At 66.2% G+C, this 20,547-nt stretch carries 17 protein-coding genes; 9 read left to right on the top strand and 8 right to left on the bottom strand.

Features of this window, described 5'->3' with window-relative positions; all coding sequences use genetic code 11:
• Positions 1-72 precede the first annotated feature (72 nt).
• The 3 genes from D457_RS0124215 (at position 73) to D457_RS0124225 (ending at position 2,046) form a co-directional block, all read left to right on the top strand.
• Positions 73-729: an HAD family hydrolase gene (locus D457_RS0124215; protein WP_017583265.1), complete on the top strand. Its 657-nt coding sequence runs from the start codon at positions 73-75 to the stop codon at positions 727-729.
• A 108-nt stretch (positions 730-837) separates the two neighbouring features.
• The gene (locus D457_RS0124220; protein WP_017583266.1) at positions 838-1,290 is read left to right on the top strand and encodes a DUF6912 family protein; all 453 of its coding nucleotides are present in this window, start codon (positions 838-840) and stop codon (positions 1,288-1,290) included.
• Positions 1,291-1,458: 168 nt separating this feature from the next.
• Positions 1,459-2,046, top strand: coding sequence for a Uma2 family endonuclease (locus D457_RS0124225; RefSeq protein WP_017583267.1), 588 nt, complete (start codon positions 1,459-1,461; stop codon positions 2,044-2,046).
• Positions 2,047-2,070: 24 nt separating this feature from the next.
• Here D457_RS0124225 and D457_RS35920 read toward each other — a convergent pair whose 3' ends face one another.
• The 5 genes from D457_RS35920 to D457_RS0124250 all read right to left on the bottom strand — a co-directional run bounded on the left by D457_RS35920 (position 2,071) and on the right by D457_RS0124250 (position 6,751).
• Positions 2,071-2,211 (bottom strand): hypothetical protein, encoded by a 141-nt coding sequence (locus D457_RS35920; protein WP_204367471.1) that lies wholly within the window; start codon positions 2,209-2,211, stop codon positions 2,071-2,073.
• On the bottom strand, positions 2,208-3,437 hold the full coding sequence (locus D457_RS0124235) for an ABC transporter permease (RefSeq protein WP_017583269.1): 1,230 nt from the start codon (positions 3,435-3,437) through the stop codon (positions 2,208-2,210). The genes D457_RS35920 and D457_RS0124235 overlap by 4 nt, the downstream gene beginning before the upstream one ends.
• Positions 3,430-5,805, bottom strand: coding sequence for an ABC transporter ATP-binding protein (locus D457_RS34245; protein ID WP_152514349.1), 2,376 nt, complete (start codon positions 5,803-5,805; stop codon positions 3,430-3,432). Before D457_RS34245 ends, D457_RS0124235 begins: the two co-directional genes overlap by 8 nt.
• Positions 5,806-5,809: 4 nt before the next feature.
• Entirely contained in the window at positions 5,810-6,352 is a 543-nt protein-coding gene (locus D457_RS35925) for a hypothetical protein (RefSeq protein WP_152514350.1), read from the bottom strand.
• 189 nt (positions 6,353-6,541) lie between these two features.
• On the bottom strand, positions 6,542-6,751 hold the full coding sequence (locus D457_RS0124250; protein WP_017583272.1) for a hypothetical protein: 210 nt from the start codon (positions 6,749-6,751) through the stop codon (positions 6,542-6,544).
• Between the two features lie 683 nt (positions 6,752-7,434).
• Here D457_RS0124250 and D457_RS0124255 point away from each other — a divergent pair.
• Together D457_RS0124255 and D457_RS0124260 are read left to right on the top strand one after the other, a co-directional pair.
• On the top strand, positions 7,435-8,598 hold the full coding sequence (locus D457_RS0124255; RefSeq protein ID WP_017583273.1) for a pectate lyase family protein: 1,164 nt from the start codon (positions 7,435-7,437) through the stop codon (positions 8,596-8,598).
• 307 nt (positions 8,599-8,905) lie between these two features.
• Positions 8,906-10,534 (top strand): alpha/beta fold hydrolase, encoded by a 1,629-nt coding sequence (locus D457_RS0124260; RefSeq protein WP_017583274.1) that lies wholly within the window; start codon positions 8,906-8,908, stop codon positions 10,532-10,534.
• A gap of 124 nt (positions 10,535-10,658) precedes the next feature.
• Here D457_RS0124260 and D457_RS0124265 read toward each other — a convergent pair whose 3' ends face one another.
• Together D457_RS0124265 and D457_RS0124270 are read right to left on the bottom strand one after the other, a co-directional pair.
• Positions 10,659-11,741, bottom strand: coding sequence for an rRNA adenine N-6-methyltransferase family protein (locus D457_RS0124265; protein WP_017583275.1), 1,083 nt, complete (start codon positions 11,739-11,741; stop codon positions 10,659-10,661).
• Between the two features lie 265 nt (positions 11,742-12,006).
• Positions 12,007-12,324, bottom strand: a complete 318-nt coding sequence (locus D457_RS0124270) for a hypothetical protein (protein ID WP_026116974.1) — start codon at positions 12,322-12,324, stop codon at positions 12,007-12,009.
• A gap of 198 nt (positions 12,325-12,522) precedes the next feature.
• On the opposite strand from D457_RS0124270, the gene D457_RS0124275 reads away from it, so the two are divergent.
• On the top strand, positions 12,523-13,353 hold the full coding sequence (locus D457_RS0124275) for a helix-turn-helix domain-containing protein (protein WP_239646203.1): 831 nt from the start codon (positions 12,523-12,525) through the stop codon (positions 13,351-13,353).
• A 2-nt stretch (positions 13,354-13,355) separates the two neighbouring features.
• Entirely contained in the window at positions 13,356-13,607 is a 252-nt protein-coding gene (locus D457_RS0124280) for a DUF397 domain-containing protein (RefSeq protein WP_026116976.1), read from the top strand.
• A gap of 84 nt (positions 13,608-13,691) precedes the next feature.
• Here D457_RS0124280 and D457_RS0124285 read toward each other — a convergent pair whose 3' ends face one another.
• Positions 13,692-14,174, bottom strand: coding sequence for a hypothetical protein (locus tag D457_RS0124285; RefSeq protein ID WP_017583279.1), 483 nt, complete (start codon positions 14,172-14,174; stop codon positions 13,692-13,694).
• A gap of 310 nt (positions 14,175-14,484) precedes the next feature.
• Between D457_RS0124285 and D457_RS0124290 the strand changes: the two genes are divergently transcribed.
• Complete coding sequence (locus tag D457_RS0124290; protein WP_017583280.1) at positions 14,485-15,180, top strand: HAD family hydrolase; 696 nt, start codon at positions 14,485-14,487, stop codon at positions 15,178-15,180.
• Positions 15,181-15,569: 389 nt separating this feature from the next.
• Complete coding sequence (locus tag D457_RS0124295) at positions 15,570-20,444, top strand: NAD-glutamate dehydrogenase (RefSeq protein WP_017583281.1); 4,875 nt, start codon at positions 15,570-15,572, stop codon at positions 20,442-20,444.
• Positions 20,445-20,547: the final 103 nt, after the last annotated feature.

Genomic DNA, 20,547 nt, shown 5'->3' on the forward strand with positions numbered 1-20,547 from the left:
CCGCCCGGTCCTTCGCAAGCCCGAAGAGCCGGGCGGGTGGTCCCTACGGCGATCACCGAAGGAGGCGATCGGATGACCGGCACCCGACGAGGGGTCATCTCCGACTGGGGCGGTGTGCTCACCCCACCCCTGCCCGACGGAATCCAGGCCTGGCTCAGGGCCGACCGCATCGACATCGACCACTACTACGAGGTCATGCGCCCCTACTTCGACGGCAGCGTGCCGGACAACCCCGTGCACGCGCTGGAGCGGGGCGAGATCGACACCCGGGAGTTCGAGCGCGACCTCGCCGCCCTGTTGCGCTCCACCCACGGCGGTCCGGTGCGGGCCGAGGGTCTCATCGAGCGCATGTTCTCGAACTTCGACCCGGTCCACGACATGTACGAAACCCTGCGCCACGCGAGGGGGAGCGGGCACGGCACCGCGCTGCTGTCCAACTCCTGGGGCAACGGCTACCCCCGCGAGCACTTCGCCGTCACCTTCGACACGGTGGTCATCTCCGGCGAGGTGGGTATGCGCAAGCCCGAAGAACGCATCTACCTGCACACCTGCCGGAGCCTCGGCCTGGAGCCCGAGGAGTGCGTCTTCATCGACGACCTGGCACACAACATCGAGACCGCGGAGTCCCTGGGTATGACCGGCATCCTGCACACCGACGTGGAGAGCACCCGCCGGGAGCTGTCCCGTTTCCTGGCCTCCGAAGGAGAACGCGAACGCCAGCCGGCCTGATCCGGGCCTGATCTCGGCCTGACCCCGACCCGGTCGGTGGGGCGCCGGTCCGGTCACCTCGGGTTCTTTGGGAAACTCGTAGGGACCCGACCGCGCCCTGGAGTGCCCATGTACGTCTTCCTGCCCAGTACCGTCCCCGCCCTGGCCGCCCTGCTCGACGCGGGCCGCCTGGAAGGCGAGGCCCTCACCGCCTTCACCGCTGACCAGGGACCCGACGGCGACGCCGAGGAGGCCGAGTACGACGCCATGTACGCGGCCGCCGAGGCCTCGCTCAGACTTCTCACCGAGGACCCCGAAGCGCCCCGCCGACGCGTGGTGCTGGCCGCCGAGATGCCCGACCACATCGTGGAACACGAGGCCAGCCACGCTGACGGCGTCGCCCGGGTCAAAGTTCTGGGGGGCGTGCCCTACAAGAAGCTCAAGTCCGCCCATGTGGACGACGCCGACGCGGCCCCCGACATCGCCGAGGCCGCCGCGGACCCGGCCTCCGAAGCCGCCGAAGACCACGAACTCATGTGGTTCGCCGTCCAGGAGCTCCGCTACCTCGTGGAGGGTGCCTGAGGGCCCTGCCCCACACCTTCGAGGTCCCGGGGAAGGCTGAGCGTGGATCTGGCATCGGTCATCGACCGCACCGGCTCGCCGTCCCGGGTTCTTCGGCAAACCCGCCGGTAACCGGGGAACCGCGCTGGATACTGGCCCTCATGCAGCGGAGGAGGCAGTATGTCTGTCATGAGCATCCGGGACACGGAAGCATCCGACCAGCCCCTGAATGTCGACGACCTGGCACGTATGCCGGACGACGGGCGGCGCTACGAGTTGGTCGAGGGGAAGCTTGACGTGTCTCCGGCCCCTGTCTTCGACCACACGTGTGTGGACTCCCGCCTGACCTACCATCTCACCGCGGGAGCCCCCGACGAGTTCACCGTCCTCACCGGCCCCGGCGTCAACTTCAACGCGGACCGGACCCACCACCGGATCCCCGACCTGGCGGTCATCCGCGCCGACGCCGCTGAACGCCCCTACCTCACCAAGCCGCCGCTGCTGGCCGTGGAGATCCTTTCCCCCGAGAGCGTGCTCCGCGACAGCAACACCAAGCGCGCCGAGTACGCCGACTTCGGGATCGAGTCCTACTGGATCGTCAATCCGCACCCGGACAAGGTCGGCATCAGCGAGATGCGCCTGGAGAACGGCCAGTATCGGGACATCACCCAGGTCTATGGAGAGGATGTCTTCGAAACCGAGCTGCCCTTCCCGATCCGGATCGTTCCGCACTGGCTCGTCGCTGACGGCCCCTGGAAGAAGCACATCGGAGGCTGAGCCGCCCCGCCGAGGGCGCGAGGGTCAGCGCCTCCAGAACACGTGGTGGGTGGCCCCGCTGGTGCTCGGCACCGCCTCGTGATGGAAGCGGTCGTCCAGTTCGCCGTGGCTCTCCCACACCGGACGGCCGCGGGCAGCACCATCTTCCCAACGCTGTTCGCTCATGCCGTACGAAGATCGCGGAGGGCGTCATCTGCGGGGATTGAGGTCGCTGCGCGTATCTGTCGGAGGCTTCCCGCGCACAGGGATACCGCGGGCAGAGCCATCAGCGCGGCCACGGCGGCCAACAACGGTGCCGCGGGCGGCAAAGCGAGTTCAGGGAGGACAGCGAGCCTGGCCACAGCGAGAACCGCTCCGGCCAGCAACGCTCCGAGAACAGTGCCCGTGACCCCGGTGAGCAACCCGAAGGAGACCAGTTCAGCGCGGAGGAGCCGGGTAACCCTGCGCCGGGAGAACCCCACGGCCTTCAGGAGGCCGATCTCCTTACGTCTGTTACGAACCACGTCAGAGCCGAAGGACACGCCGGTGCCCGCGCAGTAAACAGTGACGACCGCGATCAGGGCCCAGGTCAACACCTGCAGAAGTCTGGTGCTGCTGGGAACCTCGCTCGTCAGGGATTGCACGCTGCTCACCGCGAATCCCTGCTCGGCCAGGGACCGCTGTACTTCGAGGACGAACCCCTCCTCGGAAACCTCGACCACGGCCTTGGGGTAGGCGACGCGGGCTCCGACCTCCTCGGGAGCGACCATCTCCCTTGCCGCGACCAGTTCACGCACGGTCGATGGGGAGAGGTAGGCCGCTCCAGGGCCGTCTGGCGCACCGTAACCCGAGTCGTACAGTCCCACGACCTTGAACTCCGTGTATCCCGGCTCGCCGGTGTCCGGCCCGGTGGCAACGGTGTACTCCACCTCGACTGTCTTGCCGAGAAGAACGGAGAGATCCACTCCCGAGGCCTGGTCGGGCAGGACAACCTCGTTGTCGCTCAGGTCGCCCGGTGCCGCTGGCTCCTCCCCGACGTGGTCGATGAGGGGCGGCTGACCGTACTCCATGCGGGGGGTCGCCCATAGGACTCCGGCAGGGTAATCCTGGTCGACAAGGAGGAAGCCTTCTTGGAACCAGGGGTGGACCGCGTCGACCTTGGGTAGGGCGGCGATTTCGTCCAGAGCCCGATCATCCAGTGTGACGTCTTCTCCTGACTGTACCGAGTCGATTTCCACGCTCCGGTTGGCCGCGGCTCCGCTGATGTTGTCCTGGGTGTAGGACAACAGAGTCAACGTTGCCGTCAAGCACACCAGGGCGAAGGCTACTCCGAGGGCAGTGAATACCAGTGGGGCCCGGCTGACACGCACCCGGGCGGAAAGATTGCGCCGAATGATGTGCCAGTCAGTCATCCCGCTCTCCCCGATCAACCGGCTCGGAGGCCAGGCACCCGCCGACCAGCTTGACCACCCGTGTGGATCTTGTGGATACGACGGGGTCATGGGAGGCGATGAGAACCGCGGCTCCGCTGGATCGCTGGGAGTCGAGTAGGTCAAGAACAGCCAGGGACGACTCCAAGTCGAGCCCTGCCGTGGGCTCATCCGCCAGGATCAAGCTCGGTGCGTTGATCAGGGCGCGCGCGATAGCGGCACGTTTGGCCTCACCGCCCGACAGGTACCGTACGGAGGAGTCCGTGCGATGCGAGAGTCCGACATCATTGAGCAGCCCTCGCGCCCTCCGCACGGTGTCAGACGGTGGAGCTGTCGAGGGAAGCATGACGTTCTCCAGGGTCGTCAACGCTGGCAGAAGATGGCTGTCCTGAAAGACGAATCCGATCTCCCGCTGACGGATGCGGGCGCGGCCCTCCTCACCCAGCTCTCGAGTGGAGGTTCCTTTGATGGCCACGGTTCCGGCATCGGGACTCGTCAGGAGGCCGACAACGTTGAGGAGGGTGCTTTTACCGGAACCTGAGGGGCCTTGGAAGGTGACCGTCTCCGAACCGGGTGAGTGAATGGTGGCCTCCTGGATGACCGGGGTCCCGGAATAGCCCTTGCGTACACGGACCAGGTCCAGGACAGGTGGAGCGTTTCCGTGGGAGGTCGGCGTGCCGTAGAGATGGTCCGAGGTCATCGGAGCCCCGTCCTGGTGGCGCGCACAGTGGATCCGAGGTCGCACTCGGAAGCGCTGTCCCAAGGCCGGTAGAGCTCGTCGAACTCCTCGCAACCGCGCTGTTGCTCCCCCCCACGGCGAAAGAAGTGACAGGATGTCATTGATCCCCGCCTCCATGCTCGCGACGGGTACGGCCGCATCGACCTCGACCATGCTCAGGCTGTCCTGTTCCTCTTCGAGAATCGCCGGAGTGGACTCGATCAGGTCTGCGAAGTGCTCCAACAGCTCGTCTTCGGCCTCGACGTGGTGGCGCAACGACAACAGCTGCCAGGCGTGCAGGCGGTCCTCGCGGTCACCCACCTCGAATAGGGAGACCGGCAGGTCCGGTATCCGCGCTGAGGAATCCAACTGCTCCACGAGGAATATGAGTTCGTGTACCGCGCGAATATTGTCCTTCCCCAGCGTGAGTGAATCCAGGTGGCCGAGCGCCCAGTCGACGGCGGACGCCTCAAGGTCTGGGTCGGGTTCACCGGCCTGTCGAAGAATCAGGCCGCCGTACAGCTCCTCGAAATTCTCTCCGCGCTGACGTGCCTCGATGACGAGTCGCCGAGTCGCCGAGACCGTATCCGAATCGTAGACCTCGTCCTCTGCGTTGACGGAATAAGCCAGCCATCCCACCATGTACGTTGCCTGAAGCGTTCCCAGGACGGTGGTCGCTTCTCTCACCATGCCGGTCTCCGGAGAGATCCGTTCCTCCACGGCCTCTGAGAGCGGGGCTAGCAGTGATGTGTCGCCGTCGGCGAGTTCCCAGGAAGAAGCCAGATAGTAGGCGTCGAAGTCCTGAAACTGATCTGGGTTTTCCAACAACGGCTCCAGGGCCTCACGCGCGTCACTCTGTGCGCCTGGGTTCAGATTCCCCTGGTATTCGTAGAGGCAGAGTGAACCATAGACGTCCATCAACTCATGCGGGCTGGTCACATCAGTCGGCTCGAAGTTTGTTTCCCAGGTTTTCGCGATCGGATTTGCCTCTTCTCCGAGGAGCTCCAGCGACCGTGCGGATCGACACAGCAGGAAGGGTTTGTCAGTAGTTCCTGCCGCCCGATTCACGAATTGGATGAGCTCCTCGTTCTGTTGATCCGAAAGTTCGACACCCCAGGCGTCAGCGGTTTCCAGTGCTACGGTTAGATTGGCAATATCTACTTCATTGGCGCCGGTGGTTTCGGGTGGGAAAATTGATTTGAAATCATCGATGTAATCCTGGTCTGGGAGTGGGATCCCGGGGGTTTGAGAGTACCACCAGTATCCATGGATTCCATGCTCGGCGACGGCGTCGGAGAGCAGCTCGCTTTCGGTGTCAATCTGAAAGTCGATTGATGAGCCGCCCGCGATTTCCACGACCCTGCTGCCGTGAAAGGTTGAGTTCCAGCTCTCAGCACCCTGGTCTGGTACGGGATGCGCGTAGAGGCCCTCTTCTGTGCGCAGCGACGCCAAATCAGACAATAGGTCGTCACGGTGTTCCGGTTGTCCGGATTTCCCGGAGAAAAGCTGACACGAGGTGATCAGGAAGCAGCATGAAACGGCTATGGTCAGGGAACGGAGGGGAACGCTTGCGAACGACGGGCCGGAGCCCCCCTGTGCGGGGCGCTCCGGCGTCGTGGTTTTGCTTGACACGGGATCAGGTCAGCGTCGAAGTGGTCGCGGTCACGCTGCGAGTCATGCCGTAGTAGTAGCCGAAACCTGTTGTGGTCCCGGTCACTCGAAAGGTGAACGTGTTCGCGACGACGTTGCCGGACAGGTACGATCCGCGGGCCCCGTTGTTGTTCGTCCAGCTGGTGCTTACCTCGCTTCCGCTTTGCCCGAAAGCGTCCAAGCTGGAGGAAATCCCCCAGGAGGAGAAGCTGGTCGTGTTTCGGACCCAGTCGGTTCCGGAGCGCGGGGCTGGGCCGTTCTCGATGATGGCCGAGGTTCGGTAAGAGCGGCTCTTAGCCCCATAGCTTGCGATGTAGACGTTCGCTACGATTCTGGCGCCGTTGCTGAAGTTGACCGCTTTGCTGTCGTTGGCGAGCGGTTCGATTTCTCCGTTGCCGTCGGAGATGATCTCCTGGTCGGGTGCGGTTTCCCGTGTTTCTGCCAGGGATGTCGCAGGCTGCCACAGGAGGACCATTAGCGCTGAGACAATGACAAGCGTGGTACTGCGGAGGGGGACATTGATCTCCATCAGTAAGGCTTTTGTGGGGTCGCGGCGACCCTAACATCGTTATGTCATTTGCGTCCAGCTTGGTGCCCTAAAGGCTTTTTGACCTGGTCTGTTGTGGTCGCATTTGACATTCGTCGGCGGGGATCTGTAACGGCGTGGTGTGCGATTGAGCTCGGGGTGCGCCGGCCCGGCGGATCGGCTCGTGGGTGATCACCGCGGGGCGGCGCGGTCGGAGACCCGGTCGGGGATGGCGGGGTAGGTCTCGTTGAAATCGTCGCGCCGTCCGAGGTATCGCTGGGGCCGCCACACCTTGTGTTCGGCGTTGGCGTGCTCCACGCAGATCCTCTCGGAGGGTTGCCCGTGACGCTCGGCTTCCCAGGCCGCCACTTCCTCAGGTGAGGCGCCCCTCTTGGTGTTCATCTTTTTCTTGCCCGAGACGAACGCGCGGCGGCTGGGCTTGTTCGCCCGGGGCGAGGGGACTGGACCTCGGTGCTGTCCAGTCGTAGCTTCGAGGCCTTCGGTTCGCGCGTAGGCGAAGACGTCTCTGAGTGTGCGAAACCGGCGGAGGGGATGCCCTCGGTGTCGTCGGACGAACAGGCGGCGGTGACGGCCAGGAGTGCGGCCGCCGCGGCGACCACCGTGATGCGGCGGAGGGTCATACGGTCTCCTTCGTCGTGGTGTCGGGGGTCTCGCCTCCGACTGGCCGGGGGCTCTCCTCCGGCACCACCGAAGCTACGGAGCGCGACGCTCCGGACCCATACGCCCGAAGTCGTGACCCGAGGCGCCCGCCTACACCAGAAGTCGTAGGCGGCGCCCCGTGCTCGACGAGTTGTGGATTTCCTCGGCTTTCCCGCCGCGACCTCGGTCGTTTTTATGATGAAAGTCTCACTAGAACGTCGTTCTGGAAAATTTCCAGAATGGCTGGTCCAGCGGGAAATCACTTTCCACAAGCCCTTGAGCAGCAGCGTTTGACATTCTTTTCGCGGGTGGTACAGGATGCTCCACCAGCGCGCCATTCCGGCCAGTATCGGTCTGTGTGCGCTTGCCGGCGGCGTTTTCTCATGACCCCCATGTCCCCGCTGCCGCCGGTCGAAAGGAAAGCCATGACAACGACGAAAAAGAGGCCCGCGCTCCTGGGGCTCGCCGCCACCGCCGGCCTCGGCCTGTTCGCGGGAGCCTGGTTCCTCGTCCCCGGCAGCACCGGAAGCGATGAGCTCAGCGGGAACACCGACGCGCTCGACGCCGCGGCCGCAGCTGACCCGCTCAGTGACGTCCCGGTCGGTTACGCGTCGATGAACGGTGGGACCACCGGTGGTTTCGGCGCTGACAGCGTCAACGAGTACCTGCTGAGTGAGTACTCCTCCTGGAGTGAGGAGGGCACCCCGGGTGAGGCGCTCTACGAGGTGCTCAAGGAGCACATCCGGGCCGACTCCGACGAGGGTCTGGTGGTCTACGTCGACGTCACCGTCACCCCGGACCAGGTCAGCCAGGACAAGATCGACGTCAAGGACGTCTCCAACGTCTCCGTCCTGGGTGTGGGCGAGGACGGTCGGTTCGACGGGATCGGCTTCAAGGTCACCCGTTCGGAGAACGTCGTCTTCCGCAACCTGGCGATCCGTAACGTCTCCCAGGGCGAGGGTGATGCCCTGGAGGTGACGGAGAACAGCTCGAACGTGTGGATCGACCACAACGAGTTCAGCAGTGAGAAGGAGGGTGTCGACAAGGACTTCTACGACGGTCTTGTCGACATCAAGCACGGTTCGGAGTACGTCACCGTCTCCTGGAACAAGTTCGAGGACCACTGGAAGACCGCTCTGGTGGGTCACAACGACAATCCCAGCTCCGGTCCGGACCGGATCACCTACCACCACAACTTGTTCAGCAACCTGAACACCCGGGTGCCGCTGGTGCGCCACGCGGATGTGCACATGCTCAACAACGTCTTCCAGGACATCGACGGTTCGGCGATCAACGCCCGGATGGGTGCTCGCATCCTGGTCGAGGGCAACCACTTCGACAACGTGGGGTCGGGTAGCACGGATTCGCACGCCGGTCAGATTCAGGGTCCGGTGGGCTGGTGGTACGGCAGTTCCGAGACCGGTTACTGGAACCTGGTCGACAACGCGTTCGTGGACACCCCGCACGAGCACCTGGAGTCGACCACCGACTTCACGGTGCCCTACGAGTACGAGGCGCAGAGTCCCGAGGACGCCAAGGCCACTGTCGAAGCCGGCGCCGGAACCGGCGTGATCGACGTCCAGTCCTAGGAACTGGGAAAACAGTCCTGGGGGCTGAGAAAACAGCCTTGAGGGCTGTGGGATAAAGCCGCATCGGGCGCCGAGGGCCGTGAAGGCCTTCGGCGCCTTTTCGCGTCCCGGGAATCCGTGCCCCAGCAGTCAGAAGTTCCTGTCCCGGAAGGCAGCGCGAACACGAAAGAGACGGAATCCCGGGGCGGAGGCCGGTTTCCTCGGCAACGCCTGGGTATCCACAGAACCGTCCACGGACCGAATGGCGATACCCCCGTTGTCTGCGATTCTCCGCAGAAGAGCGTCGACCCCCCCGAAGGAGAAGTGAATGAAGCGTGGAGCGCTGCTCCCCCTCATCCTCGTGCCAGGGCTGGCCATCCCCCTCATGGCGCCGCCCGCCCTGGCCGACCCCCTCCCCGAGACCCCGGTCCAGAACATCGACTGGGAGACCTGCGGGGAGGAGGAAAGCCCCGACGCCGAATGCGGCACCCTGACCGTCCCGATCGACTGGGACGACCCCGACGGCGAGACGATCGACCTCGCCCTGGCCCGTATCCCCGCGAGCGATTCCGACGCGCGCATCGGATCCCTGGTGATCAACCCCGGCGGCCCCGGAGGCTCCGGGGTGGGCTTCGCGCTCGCCGCGCCCAGGATCTTCAGCCCCGATGTCCTCGACAGGTTCGACATCGTCGGTTTCGACCCCCGCGGGGTCGGCGGCAGCCACCCGGTCCTGTGCTCGCTCGAGACCATGGAGGACGATCCCGGCGCCCTGTTCGACAACCGGACCGAACTCGACGCCCGTGCCGCCTTCAACGAGGACCTGCGTGAGGACTGCCGGGAGCACACCGGGCCGCTGTACGATCACGTTGATTCCCTCAGCGTCGTGCACGACATCGAGGCGATCCGGGCCGCCGTGGGCGACGAACAACTGTCGTTCTTCGGCGTCTCCTACGGAACCCTCATGGGCCAGCAGTACGCCGCGACCTACCCGGAGCGGGTCCGCGCCGTCGTGCTCGACAGCGTGATGGACCACGACCTCGACACCCGCCAGTACCTGTCGACCCAGGCGGAGGCGGCACAGGACTCCTTCGACGCCTTCGTCGCCTGGTGCGAGGACAGCACCCAGTGCGAACTGAACGGGCAGGACCCGCGGGCGCTGTGGACGGATCTGCTGAAGCGCGCTGACGCGGGCGAGCTCGTCATCGAGGACCCCGACGGTTCCTGGGAGGTCACCGCGCAGGACCTCATCGGTATGGCGTTCTCCTCCGGTTACGGGCCGGGCTGGCATGACTTCGCCTCGACGCTGGCGTGGTTGGACGATCCGGAGAGCATCGAGCTTCCGGTGGTGGACGACGGTCCGGCGGAGTCCGCTGACGGCCCGGCGGGGGCCGCGGAGGCCGCCGACGAGATCCCCGACGGGTTGGTGCCCTACCCCTACCCGGCGGTGCTGTGCAACGACTACAGCCTTCCGGTGCGCGGCTACGGCGACTGGAACGCGCTCATGCGCAGCGGCGAGCGGCTCGTCGCCCCCGACGTGCGCTACGGCATGCTCGCGGTCGACGACCTCGCCAACTGCCTCGGGCAGACGGATGTGCGCAACCCCCAGGCCCCGACCGACGTGAGCGGTAGCGAGCCGCTGATGGTCATCAACTCGCTCCACGACCCGGCCACCGGGTACAACTGGGCGGTCAACCTGGCGGACCAGCTCGGCGACGACGGTGTGCTCGTCACCTACGAGGGCGCCGGACACGGTGTCTACGGCCGCACCGACTGCACCACCGAGATCGTGGACGACTACCTGATCCACCAGAAGCTGCCGGACGTCGGCACCCGTTGCGAGGCGGCTCCGGTCGACTTCGAGGAGCCCCTGCCGCTGCTGGAGGCGGTGCCCGATCCCGACGTCGAGTCGGTCGCCGACGTCCTGAGCCGGGCCCAGAGCGGTGGTGACCGGGAGTAGCCCGGAACACCGATCCACTGGGGCCGGGAGCGCGAAACCATGCTCCCGGCCCCTGCCCTGGAACCCACGGGCCGGGCTCAGGGGCCCGGCCGCCCCCCACTCCAGCTCCTCGAAGAAGCACTCATCAGACCTTGTGCTCCCAGGGGCCGAGGTTGTCGGTGCGGATCGTGTGGGAGCGGTGGTCCGGGGAGACCCTCAGGGTGAACTCGGGCAGCTCGGGCCAGCTCGCCGCGTCGAGTTCGGTGTAGACCTTGTCCAGCTCTTTCGGGAGGTCACGCGGACCGCCGCTCGTGGTGGAGCCGTCCGGCCAGATGTAGGCCCAGGAGTCTGCGGTGCCCAGCGCCACGATGGGGGCGGTTCCTTCTGTCCAGGGGCGTACGCCCACGCTGATCAGGATGTCGGGCGCGGACAGCACCAATCGGGTCAGCAGGTCCTGATCGAGCAGGTCCCGGGAGCCGAAGGAAAGGTTTCCTTTGCGTTCGACATCCCTTCCCATACCGGGGAAACGCTGCGGGGGAACACGCTGGCCACGGTCACGCATGAAGGAACCGTCCCTGACGAAATTTCCCTCCCGCCCGTGGATCAGAGCGGCGACGGGGGTCGGTCCGCCGGTCTCGTACGGAGCCCAGGGAAAGACGAGCAGACCTTCGGGGGTGAGGTGGCGCGTCCACTCCTCGGGAATCCGATGGGCCGAACACGTGGCGATGACCGCGTCATAGACGCCTTCCGGTGGTTTCGCGCTGTTGGTGACTCGCACTGGAGAATCGGTCAGGTGATCACGTGCTTGGCGGGCCACCTCGGAGTCGATCTCGATCGAGGTCACCGAGCCGGTGGGGCCGACCAGGGAGGAGAGGATCGCGGCGTTCCACCCGGTCCCGGTGCCGATTTCCAGCACACGCATCCCCGGCTCGACCCGGGCCGCCTCGATCATGTCCGCCATCACCTGGGGAGCCGACGAGGAGGACGAAGGGGTGTTGATCGCCCCGCTGCCCCCGTCGTTGGCCTGGGTGACCACCGCGTCATCGTCGTAGACGTAGGAGATCCAACGGCTGGGGTCGGCGGACCGGATGAGCGGCAGTCCCTGCACGTCGGGCCATACCAGGTCGGGGATGAACCGGTGCCGTGGATGGTCGGCGAAAGCAGCACGAATCGAGTCTGTGGTGTTCAGCCGCTCGACAAGGCGGGAGTGTAGATCGTCCAGGTTCACGCTTGACCACTTCCGTTGCACGTCGGACAGTCGACCAACTGCTTACCCTTCCAAGGGCCGCTTCCGTCACTTTCCAGCCAGACCTTTCCGGAACCGCCGCAGTTCGAGCAGTCGGCGGCTCGGGGTGCGCTCAGTGGGGGCAGAATCACGCTGGGGGCGGGGCACTTCGTCGTCACAGGGGGTCTCCAATCGAGGGGTGTCCGGCCGTGCGGATGGGCGGCGCCGCGCATGCGGTGACGGCGCCGCCCAACGGCACGGAACGGATCTAGCGGACGCGGTAGCTCACCCGCCTCGTCTCGATGACTTCGGCGCCCTCGGGCAGGGCGTCGCCCTTTTCGCCTTCGGGGAGGGTGCGGATCCAGATCTCGCTGTTGTTCGCGTAGGGGGAGAGGCGCTCCAGGGCCTCCCAAAGGCTGTTCGCGATCGGCATGCAGGTACAGGCGCAGGCGCTCGCGTTGTAGCTGGGACGCAGGGGAGAGGTGCGGCCGGCGAGCGAGATCCCGTCCGAGTCGGGCTCACCGCCCCGGATGATCTGGACGACCTCGGTGTACAGCTCGACATCAGGCACGAAAGTTGACGCCACGGAGCCATCTCCTTACGTAGAGGAGGCGACACCCGGTATGGGTGTGCTTCTGGCTCCAGCATGAACTTGTTCAAAGTCAAGTTCAAGTGATCCGCTTGTTTTTGTTCAAATTAATCTCAGGTGTGGGGCGAGCACTACGATCGAGGCGCCCCCGAAGTAGGAGGAGGACTCGTGACGGGAACAGGCCATGCTCCGGGCGTGCGACGACGCAGGCTGTCCGCTGCGCTGCGGAGATTGAGAGCAGAGGCCGGGCTCTCGTCGCCTGAGGTCGCCAAGCGACTCGGGTGGTCCCCAACCAAGGTCACCCGTGCAGAGCGCAATGAGTGGCGACGTCCTGCGGTGAAGGACGTGGAAGCGATCCTCACGCTCTACGGCGTGGAGGGGGAGGAGCGGGCGCACCTTCTCAGCCTGACCGAGGAGGCCCGGGGGCGCAGTGATTGGCACAAATACGCTGACCTTTTCACCGGGCCACTGCCTGACCTGGAGGCTGAAGCGGTCCGAATCCACTCTTACGAAGCAGCTGTGGTTCCTGGTCTGCTCCAGACCCCGGATTACGCCTCAGCCATCTTTGAGTCTGGGGGGATCGTTCCGCCTGAAGACACCCAGCGCAAGGTGGAGTCTCGGATGGCCCGCAGGAGCGTGCTTGATGTTCCCAACGGTCCGCAGCTGATCAGTGTGATCGACGAGGCGGCCCTTCGTCGGGTGGTGGGCTCGCCCAAGGTGATGGCCGAGCAGCTTCGCTTTCTCAAGGGGATGGCTGCTCACTACAAGGTCACCCTGTTGGTGGTGCCGTTCGACGCTGGTGCGCACACGGCGCTTGATGGTGCCTTTTCCCTGCTGGAGTTCCCCAGTCCAGAACCAGGGATCGTTAGCCTCTCCACCGGGGTGGAACCTTTGTATGTGGAGGACGAGGCTTATATCAACCGGCATAGGGTGATCTTTGAAGGCGTCCACAACCTGGCCTTGGACCCGAAGAAGTCCCTCGATCTCATCGAGTCCACCGCCGCCGATCATGACAAGCGAGCTTGACCATGCTGCTGGAGTTCCGCAAGTCCTCTTACTCCACCTCTCATGACAACTGCGTAGAGGTTGCTCAGGTGGCTCCTGCCTTCCGCAAGTCCTCCTACTCCGGGCACGGGGAGAACTGCGTCGAGGTCGCCGACCTGCCCACCGGTGCAGCCATCCGTGACTCGAAGAACCCCGACCACGGCTTCCTGCCGGTTGGGGCTTCCGAGTGGACAGCCTTCGCGCAGCTGATCGCCACCCGCCCCTCGCATGTCTGAGCGGAACTGACCACTCAGCCCGGCCGGTGTCCAACCCGGCCGGGCCGCTGCTTCCTCACCTCACCAGTCCACCCGTGATCGGGCTCAAGGGGAATTCTCCTCGTACGGTCCCTTCTCCAACGGGCCCGTGTTGATCGTGACGAACTCGCCACCCGGGACGCACTCCTCGGGCAGGCCGGGCGCCTCGTCCAGGTCGGAGGTGCTCAGGTAGGAGCCTCCGGATGTGAAGTCGTCCCCGTCCACGAGCTCGCCCGCCTCAGGGTGGATGACGCCGATACGCCCGTCCTTGTTGAGGGGTTCGACGTCCTTCGGCCAGATCGGTGCGGAGACCCCCACCGACTCATGGGTCTCGAAGTCGATCGAGTGCGCCACGAGACAGCCGTGCTCGGGCAGGTACTCCAGGCGCAGGTAGACGAGCATGTCCAGTTCGCTGGAGAAGTCGTGCACGACGATCCGCGGGTCGTCGCCGACGACCGCGGTCCCGTCGGAGGCCGGGCCGTCGGGGGAACAGGCGACCAGGGCCGCCGAAACCGCCGCGAGCAGGGGTAACCGCCAGGAGATGTTCATGGAAGGGCCTTTCCGATGATCAGGGGGTCGTGAGGTGTGGTCTCACCGGTCGATGGCGAAGGCTTTCGGGCGCGGCGCGCCTCACTCGAGGGAGTGTCGCTTGGGTCGACGGTCCGGGTCCGGTGGTGACCGACCCACCTTCCCCACCACCCGCGCCCCTCACCCTTCCCACGGCTGACTCCACCGCCTTCTTAGACGGCTGGTGGCCGGGTGCGGACTCCGTTTCCTCCCTGAATCTCCTATCCGGCACAATGGTGGGGTCCCCAACCCCCGCAAACCGACCGCCGAGGAGTCAGCCATCAGCCGCCTGGTGCTATGGAACATCGACCTCACCCTCCTCGACGTGGGGCAGGTGATGAGGGCCGCTTACGCCGAGGCCTTCGAGAAGGTCACGGGCGAGCCGCTGGTCTACCTGACCTCGGCCGCGGGGCGCACCGACTCGGAGATGTTCTTCGAGTTCTGCGCCCGCAACTACGTCGACCTGGAACCCGACAACGAGGTCCTGGGTGACTTCCTGGCCGCTCTGGAGACGGCTTTCGCCGCCAGGCACGACCAGCTCCTGTCCAAGGGCCGGGTCATGCCCGGCGCGGCCGCGTCCCTCGCAGCCGTGGCCTCGTTCCCGGACACCGTGCAGACCGTGGTCAGCGGGAGTACCCGGGCCAACGCCACCGCCAAGCTGGTCGCCTTCGGCCTGGACACCCACCTGAACCTGGCCGTGGGCGGGTTCGGTTCGGTGAACTACCCCAAGTCCAGCCTGATCCAGTCCATCCGCCTTCACGCCACCGGTGAGGGTGGTCGTGCTTACGCCGAGGAGGAGACGGTGTTCATCACCGGTTCCGCTCCGGACGTGCGCGCGGCGATGATCGGTGGGGCTATCCCGATTGCGGTGCTCAACGGTTCGACCACTGAGGGCCAGCTCCGGGAGGCCGGGGCACAGATCGTGCTTCCGGATCTCAGTGACCCCAGGGCCGTGATGACCGTCGTGCACCAGGCAACAGCTCGATAACGACCGCCAGCTACACTGGGGCCGCCGTGCGTTCCAGCGTCCACCGCAAGGTCTGCCGCAATCCGTTTCTAACAGTACGTAACCACCGTGTAACGGTGTTGGTCCTGTTCTCGGGCACGAAAAGCAGTAGCCTGGTCACGGTCCCCACGGAGTGGGGGCAGTGCAGAGGCAGGGACAACGACGTTCCAGCGCCTCGATTGACGCCACCTGTGCGCACAGGTACCAACCCAACCACCAACCTCGTGGGTCCCTTGCGGCCCAAGAGCCTCACGAGAAGTCACAACACAGCACAGAAGTTCACAGGTCGACTGACGAGCCACACACGTCACATGACCGGGTGTTCTCCAAGCTCGCGTGCGACGTTGCTCACAAAGGAGTGAGAGATCCCTATGTCCGGGCAATCCGACGTCATCCTCCAGAAGCTGCTCAATGACGCGGCCTCCCGGTGGACCCCCGGGGACCGACTGAGCCCCGAGGCCGCCGATGCGGTCCGCCGTTTTCTCCCCCTCTACTACCGGCACACGGACCCCGATGAGATCAGCGGGCGCAGCCCCGAACAGGTATGCGGGACCGCCGAGGCACACCGCTCCTTCGGTGCCGAACGCGCTCCGGGGCGGGCCAAGGTCAGGGTCTACACCCCCACTCTCGAACGCGACGGCTGGGAACAGCAGACCAGCATCGTCGAGATCGTCACCGACAACGCGCCCTTCCTCGTCTCCTCCGTGACCATGGCCCTCAGTGAGCTGGGCGCTGGTGTGCGGCTGATCATCCACCCCCAGATGACCGTCGGCCGTGACCTGTCCGGGCACCTCGTCGAGGTCGACCCGGAGATCGGCGGTGACGGCCTGATGCCCACCGACGAGTCGTGGATGCACATCGAGATCGACCGGCAGAGCGACCCCGAGCGGGTCAAGGAGATCACCACCAAGCTGGAGCGCGTCCTCAACGATGTCCGCTACGTGGACGAGGACTCCGCGAAGATGAGCGACCGGGTCATCCGGATCGCCGACGAGCTCTCCGCCTACCCCGACCGCCTGGTCGCGGGCGGTGTCGACCCCCGCGAGATCGGCGAGAGCGTCGACTTCCTGCGCTGGATCGCCGGACGCCACTTCACCTTCATGGGCTACCGCGAGTACGCCCTGGTCACCGACGAGAACGGCGACGACTCGCTGCGCCCCGAGCCCGGCACGGGCTTGGGCATCCTGCGGATGGACTCGCCCGCCTCCACCAGCTTCGCGGCTCTGCCCCCGGAGATCCGTGCCAAGGCCCGCGAGCCCTACGTCCTGGTGCTCACCAAGGCCAACTCCCGCGCCACCGTCTACCGGCCCAAGTACCTGGACTACATCAGCGCCAAGAAGTTCGACGCCCAGGGCAACATCGTCGGCGAGCGCCGCTTCCTCGGGCTTTTCACCTCCCAGGCCAACACCAGCAGCATCGCCCAGATCCCCATCCTGCGCCGCAAGCAGGCCGAGGTCCTGGCCCTGGCCGGGTTCGAGGCCGACAGCTACGACGGCAAGGACCTCATCGAGCTCCTGGAGACCTTCCCGCGCGAGGAACTCCTCCAGATCCCCGTGGGCGAGCTCTACAGCATCGTGCGCGGTGTCATGCGTCTGCGCGACCGCCGTGGCACCAAGCTGTTCATGCGCCGCGACCCCTACGGCGGCCGGTACATGTCCTGCTTCGTGTACATGCCGCGCGACGAGTACAGCACCCAGGTGCGCCTCGACATCCAGAAGGTCCTGGCGGAGGCCTTCCAGGGCGCCACCATGGACCACAACGTGATGATCGGCGCCGCCCCGCTCGCGCGGCTGTACCTGGTGGCCCGCGCCCAGCCCGGCCGGACCCTCGCCGACATCGACCAGGTGGCCCTGGAGGAGAAGGTCCGCCAGGCCGCCCGCTCCTGGGACGCGGACTTCGACGACGCCCTCGTCGACGCGTTCGGCCCCACTCGCGCCACCACGCTCAAGGAACGCTACGGCCCTGGGCTCACCGAGGCCTACAAGGTCGACAACGGCCCCGTGGTGGCCGCCCAGGACATCGCCCGGATCGAGGGGCTGCTCCAGCGCGCCGCGCCGGACGCCCGCCAGGGCGAGTTCTCGGCCAGCCTCTACCAGCCCGAGGGCGCGGACGCCACGACCTGGCGGTTCCGCCTCGCCCGGATCGGCGACCCCATCTCGCTGTCCCGCGTGCTGCCCGTCCTGGAACACCTGGGCATCGAGGTCATCGACGAACTGCCCTACGACATCACCGTCGACGGCGTCGGCCGCGTCTGGATCTACGACTTCGGCCTCGGCCCGCTGGAAGCCTCCGACCTGTCCCCGGCCCGCATGAAGTCGCTCTTCGAGGACGCTTTCGACGCCTCCTGGCGCGACCTGGGCGAGTCCGACCGGTTCAACGCCCTGGTGGTGCGCGCCGGACTGGACTGGCGCCAGCTCACCGTCCTGCGCGCCTACGCCAAGTACCTGCGGCAGACCGGCTCCACCTTCACCCCCGACTTCCTGGCCGACGTCCTGGTCGCCAACGTCGGGATCGCCAACCTGCTCGTGGAGCTCTTCGAGGCCCGCTTCGACCCGGACCAGCCCGACGAGGGCCGCGACGAGCGCGCCGGCACCCTCGTGGCCAAGATCGAGAGCGAGCTGGAGGCCGTGGCCAGCCTGGACCACGACCGCATCCTGCGTTCGTTCCTGGCGGTCATCCGGGCCACCCTGCGCACCAACCACTACCAGCACGGCTCCCAGAGCCGCCTGGTGTTCAAGCTCAACCCGCAGGAGATCCCGGACCTGCCTCACCCGCGGCCCCGGTTCGAGATGTACGTCTACTCGCCGCGCGTGGAGGGCGTCCACCTGCGCTTCGGCTCCGTGGCCCGCGGCGGCTTGCGCTGGTCGGACCGGTTCGAGGACTTCCGAACCGAGATCCTCGGCCTGGTCAAGGCGCAGATGGTCAAGAACTCCGTGATCGTGCCCAGCGGCGCCAAGGGCGGGTTCGTCTGCAAGCGCCTGCCCTCGGGCGGCGGCCGCGAGGAGGTGATGGCCGAGGTCGTCTCCTGCTACAAGCAGTTCATCAGCGCCCTGCTGGACGTCACCGACAACCTCGTCGACGGCCAGATCGTGCACCCCGAGCGCACCGTCCTGCACGACAGCGATGACTCCTACCTGGTGGTCGCCGCCGACAAGGGCACCGCGACCTTCTCCGACATCGCCAACGGCATCTCCAAGGAGCGCGGCTTCTGGCTGGGCGACGCCTTCGCCAGCGGCGGCTCGGTCGGCTACGACCACAAGGCGATGGGCATCACCGCCCGCGGCGCCTGGGAGTCGGTCAAGTACAACTTCCGCGAAATGGGCGTCAACGTCCAGGAAGAGCCCTTCACCGTCGTCGGCATCGGCGACATGTCCGGTGACGTGTTCGGCAACGGCATGCTGCTGTCCAAGCAGATCAAGCTGGTCGCCGCCTTCGACCACCGGCACGTCTTCCTCGACCCGAACCCGGACCCCGCCGTCTCCTGGACCGAGCGCGAGCGCGTGTTCCGCCTCCCGCGCAGCACCTGGGAGGACTACTCCGCCGACCTCATCTCCGAGGGCGGCGGCGTGCACCCGCGCACGGCCAAGTCCATCCCGATCACCCCGCAGGTCCGCGAGGCCCTGGGCATCGAGGAGGGCATTACCGCGCTCACCCCGAACGAGCTCATCCAGCACGTGCTCACCGCGCCGGTGGACCTGCTCTGGAACGGCGGCATCGGCACCTACGTCAAGGCCAGCGGCCAGACCCACGCCGAGGTGGGCGACAAGGCCAACGACCAGGTCCGCGTGGACGCCACCCAGTTGCGGGTGAAGGTGGTCGGCGAAGGCGGAAACCTGGGCCTGACCCAGCCCGCCCGGATCGAGTTCGCCCGCGAGGGCGGCCGGGTCAACAGTGACTTCATCGACAACTCCGCCGGTGTGGACACCTCCGACCACGAGGTCAACATCAAGATCATGCTGGATCGCGAGGTGCGGGCCGGCGAGCTGGCCCAGGCCGACCGCGACCAGCTGTTCATCGACATGACCGACGAGGTCGCCTCGCTGGTCCTGGACAACAATTACGCCCAGAACACCGTGCTGGCCGCCGCGCGCATGCAGACCCACGAGATGCTGCACGTCCACGGCCGCTACATGCGCCACCTGGAGCGCACCAAGGTCCTCAAGCGTAAGCAGGAGGACCTACCCTCCGACAAGGCGATCGCCGAGCGGCGCTCCCAGGGCAAGGGGCTGACCGGCCCCGAGTTCGCGACGCTGCTCTCCTACACCAAGATCAGCCTCAAGGAGCAGATCGGCCTGTCCGACCTGGCCGACGACCCCTACCTGGCGTCGACCCTGACGGACTACTTCCCGACGCCGCTGCGCTCGGACCGCTTCGCCGACGAGGTGGCCTCGCACCCGCTGCGCCGGGAGATCATCGTCAACCAGGTGACCAACCAGATGGTCAACCGGTCCGGGATCACCTACGCGTTCCGCCTCAACGAGGAGCTGGGCTCCAGCGCCGCGGACATCGCCCGCGCCTACCTGGTGACCCAGGAGGTCCTCGGCCTGCCCAAGTTCTGGGGCGAGATCGAGGAGCTGGACCACGAGATCTCCGTGGACAGCCAGCTGCTGCTGTTGCTGGAGATCCGCAAGCTCGCCGAGCGCTCCGCCCGGTGGCTGCTGCGCAACCGCACCTTCCCGTTCGACCTCAGCAGTGAGATCGGCTTCTTCGCCGAGGGTGTGGGCGAGGTACTGCCCCAGCTCCACGAGCTGCTGCGCGGCCGGGACCGGGAAGCCTTCGAGGAGCGCCGCGACCGCTACACCTCACTGGGCGTGCCCGCCGGGCTGGCCGAGCGGATCGCGGTCATGGTGCCCGCCTACTCCACGCTGGACCTGGTGGAGATCGCGCACCGCACCGGCCAGCCGGTGGGCCGGGTCGCCAGCCTGTACTTCGAGCTGGCTGACCGGTTCAACATCAGCTGGTGGCGTGAGCGGATCATCGACCTGCCGCGGGACGACCGCTGGGGCACGATGGCTCGTTCGGCGCTGCGCGACGACCTGTACACGGCGCACGCGGACCTGACCAGCCGAGTCCTGGAGTCGGGTTCGGCCGAGTCCAACACCGAGCTGATCGCCGAGTGGGCCGAGCAGAACGAGGCCGCGGTGCAGCGAGCCGGAATCACGCTCTCGGAGATCCAGGAGAACGAGCGCTTCGACCTGGCCACCCTGTCGGTGGCGCTGCGGTCGATCCGCTCCCTGGTCGACTAGGGGTGCCGGGCTCTGGGCCCGGGACACGCAGGACGAGCCGGAGGGGCGTACGGGGGACCGTGCGCCCCTCCGGGCGTGCTCGGGGCAGCCGGGGAGCGTTCAG

The sequence above is a fragment of the Nocardiopsis valliformis DSM 45023 genome, assembly GCF_000340985.1.
Classification (GTDB): Bacteria; Actinomycetota; Actinomycetes; order Streptosporangiales; family Streptosporangiaceae; genus Nocardiopsis; species Nocardiopsis exhalans.

What these genes read in the sequence shown, in the direction of transcription:
- D457_RS0124255 (WP_017583273.1), top strand. Translation starts at nt 7,435, where the DNA reads ATGACAACGACGAAAAAGAGGCCCGCGCTCCTGGGGCTCGCCGCCACC.
- D457_RS0124280 (WP_026116976.1), top strand. Translation starts at nt 13,356, where the DNA reads ATGCTGCTGGAGTTCCGCAAGTCCTCTTACTCCACCTCTCATGACAAC.
- D457_RS0124215 (WP_017583265.1), top strand. Translation starts at nt 73, where the DNA reads ATGACCGGCACCCGACGAGGGGTCATCTCCGACTGGGGCGGTGTGCTC.
- D457_RS0124285 (WP_017583279.1), bottom strand. Translation starts at nt 14,174, where the DNA reads ATGAACATCTCCTGGCGGTTACCCCTGCTCGCGGCGGTTTCGGCGGCC.
- D457_RS0124225 (WP_017583267.1), top strand. Translation starts at nt 1,459, where the DNA reads ATGAGCATCCGGGACACGGAAGCATCCGACCAGCCCCTGAATGTCGAC.
- D457_RS0124220 (WP_017583266.1), top strand. Translation starts at nt 838, where the DNA reads ATGTACGTCTTCCTGCCCAGTACCGTCCCCGCCCTGGCCGCCCTGCTC.
- D457_RS35920 (WP_204367471.1), bottom strand. Translation starts at nt 2,211, where the DNA reads ATGAGCGAACAGCGTTGGGAAGATGGTGCTGCCCGCGGCCGTCCGGTG.
- D457_RS35925 (WP_152514350.1), bottom strand. Translation starts at nt 6,352, where the DNA reads ATGGAGATCAATGTCCCCCTCCGCAGTACCACGCTTGTCATTGTCTCA.
- D457_RS0124260 (WP_017583274.1), top strand. Translation starts at nt 8,906, where the DNA reads ATGAAGCGTGGAGCGCTGCTCCCCCTCATCCTCGTGCCAGGGCTGGCC.
- D457_RS0124235 (WP_017583269.1), bottom strand. Translation starts at nt 3,437, where the DNA reads ATGACTGACTGGCACATCATTCGGCGCAATCTTTCCGCCCGGGTGCGT.
- D457_RS0124250 (WP_017583272.1), bottom strand. Translation starts at nt 6,751, where the DNA reads ATGAACACCAAGAGGGGCGCCTCACCTGAGGAAGTGGCGGCCTGGGAA.
- D457_RS0124295 (WP_017583281.1), top strand. Translation starts at nt 15,570, where the DNA reads ATGTCCGGGCAATCCGACGTCATCCTCCAGAAGCTGCTCAATGACGCG.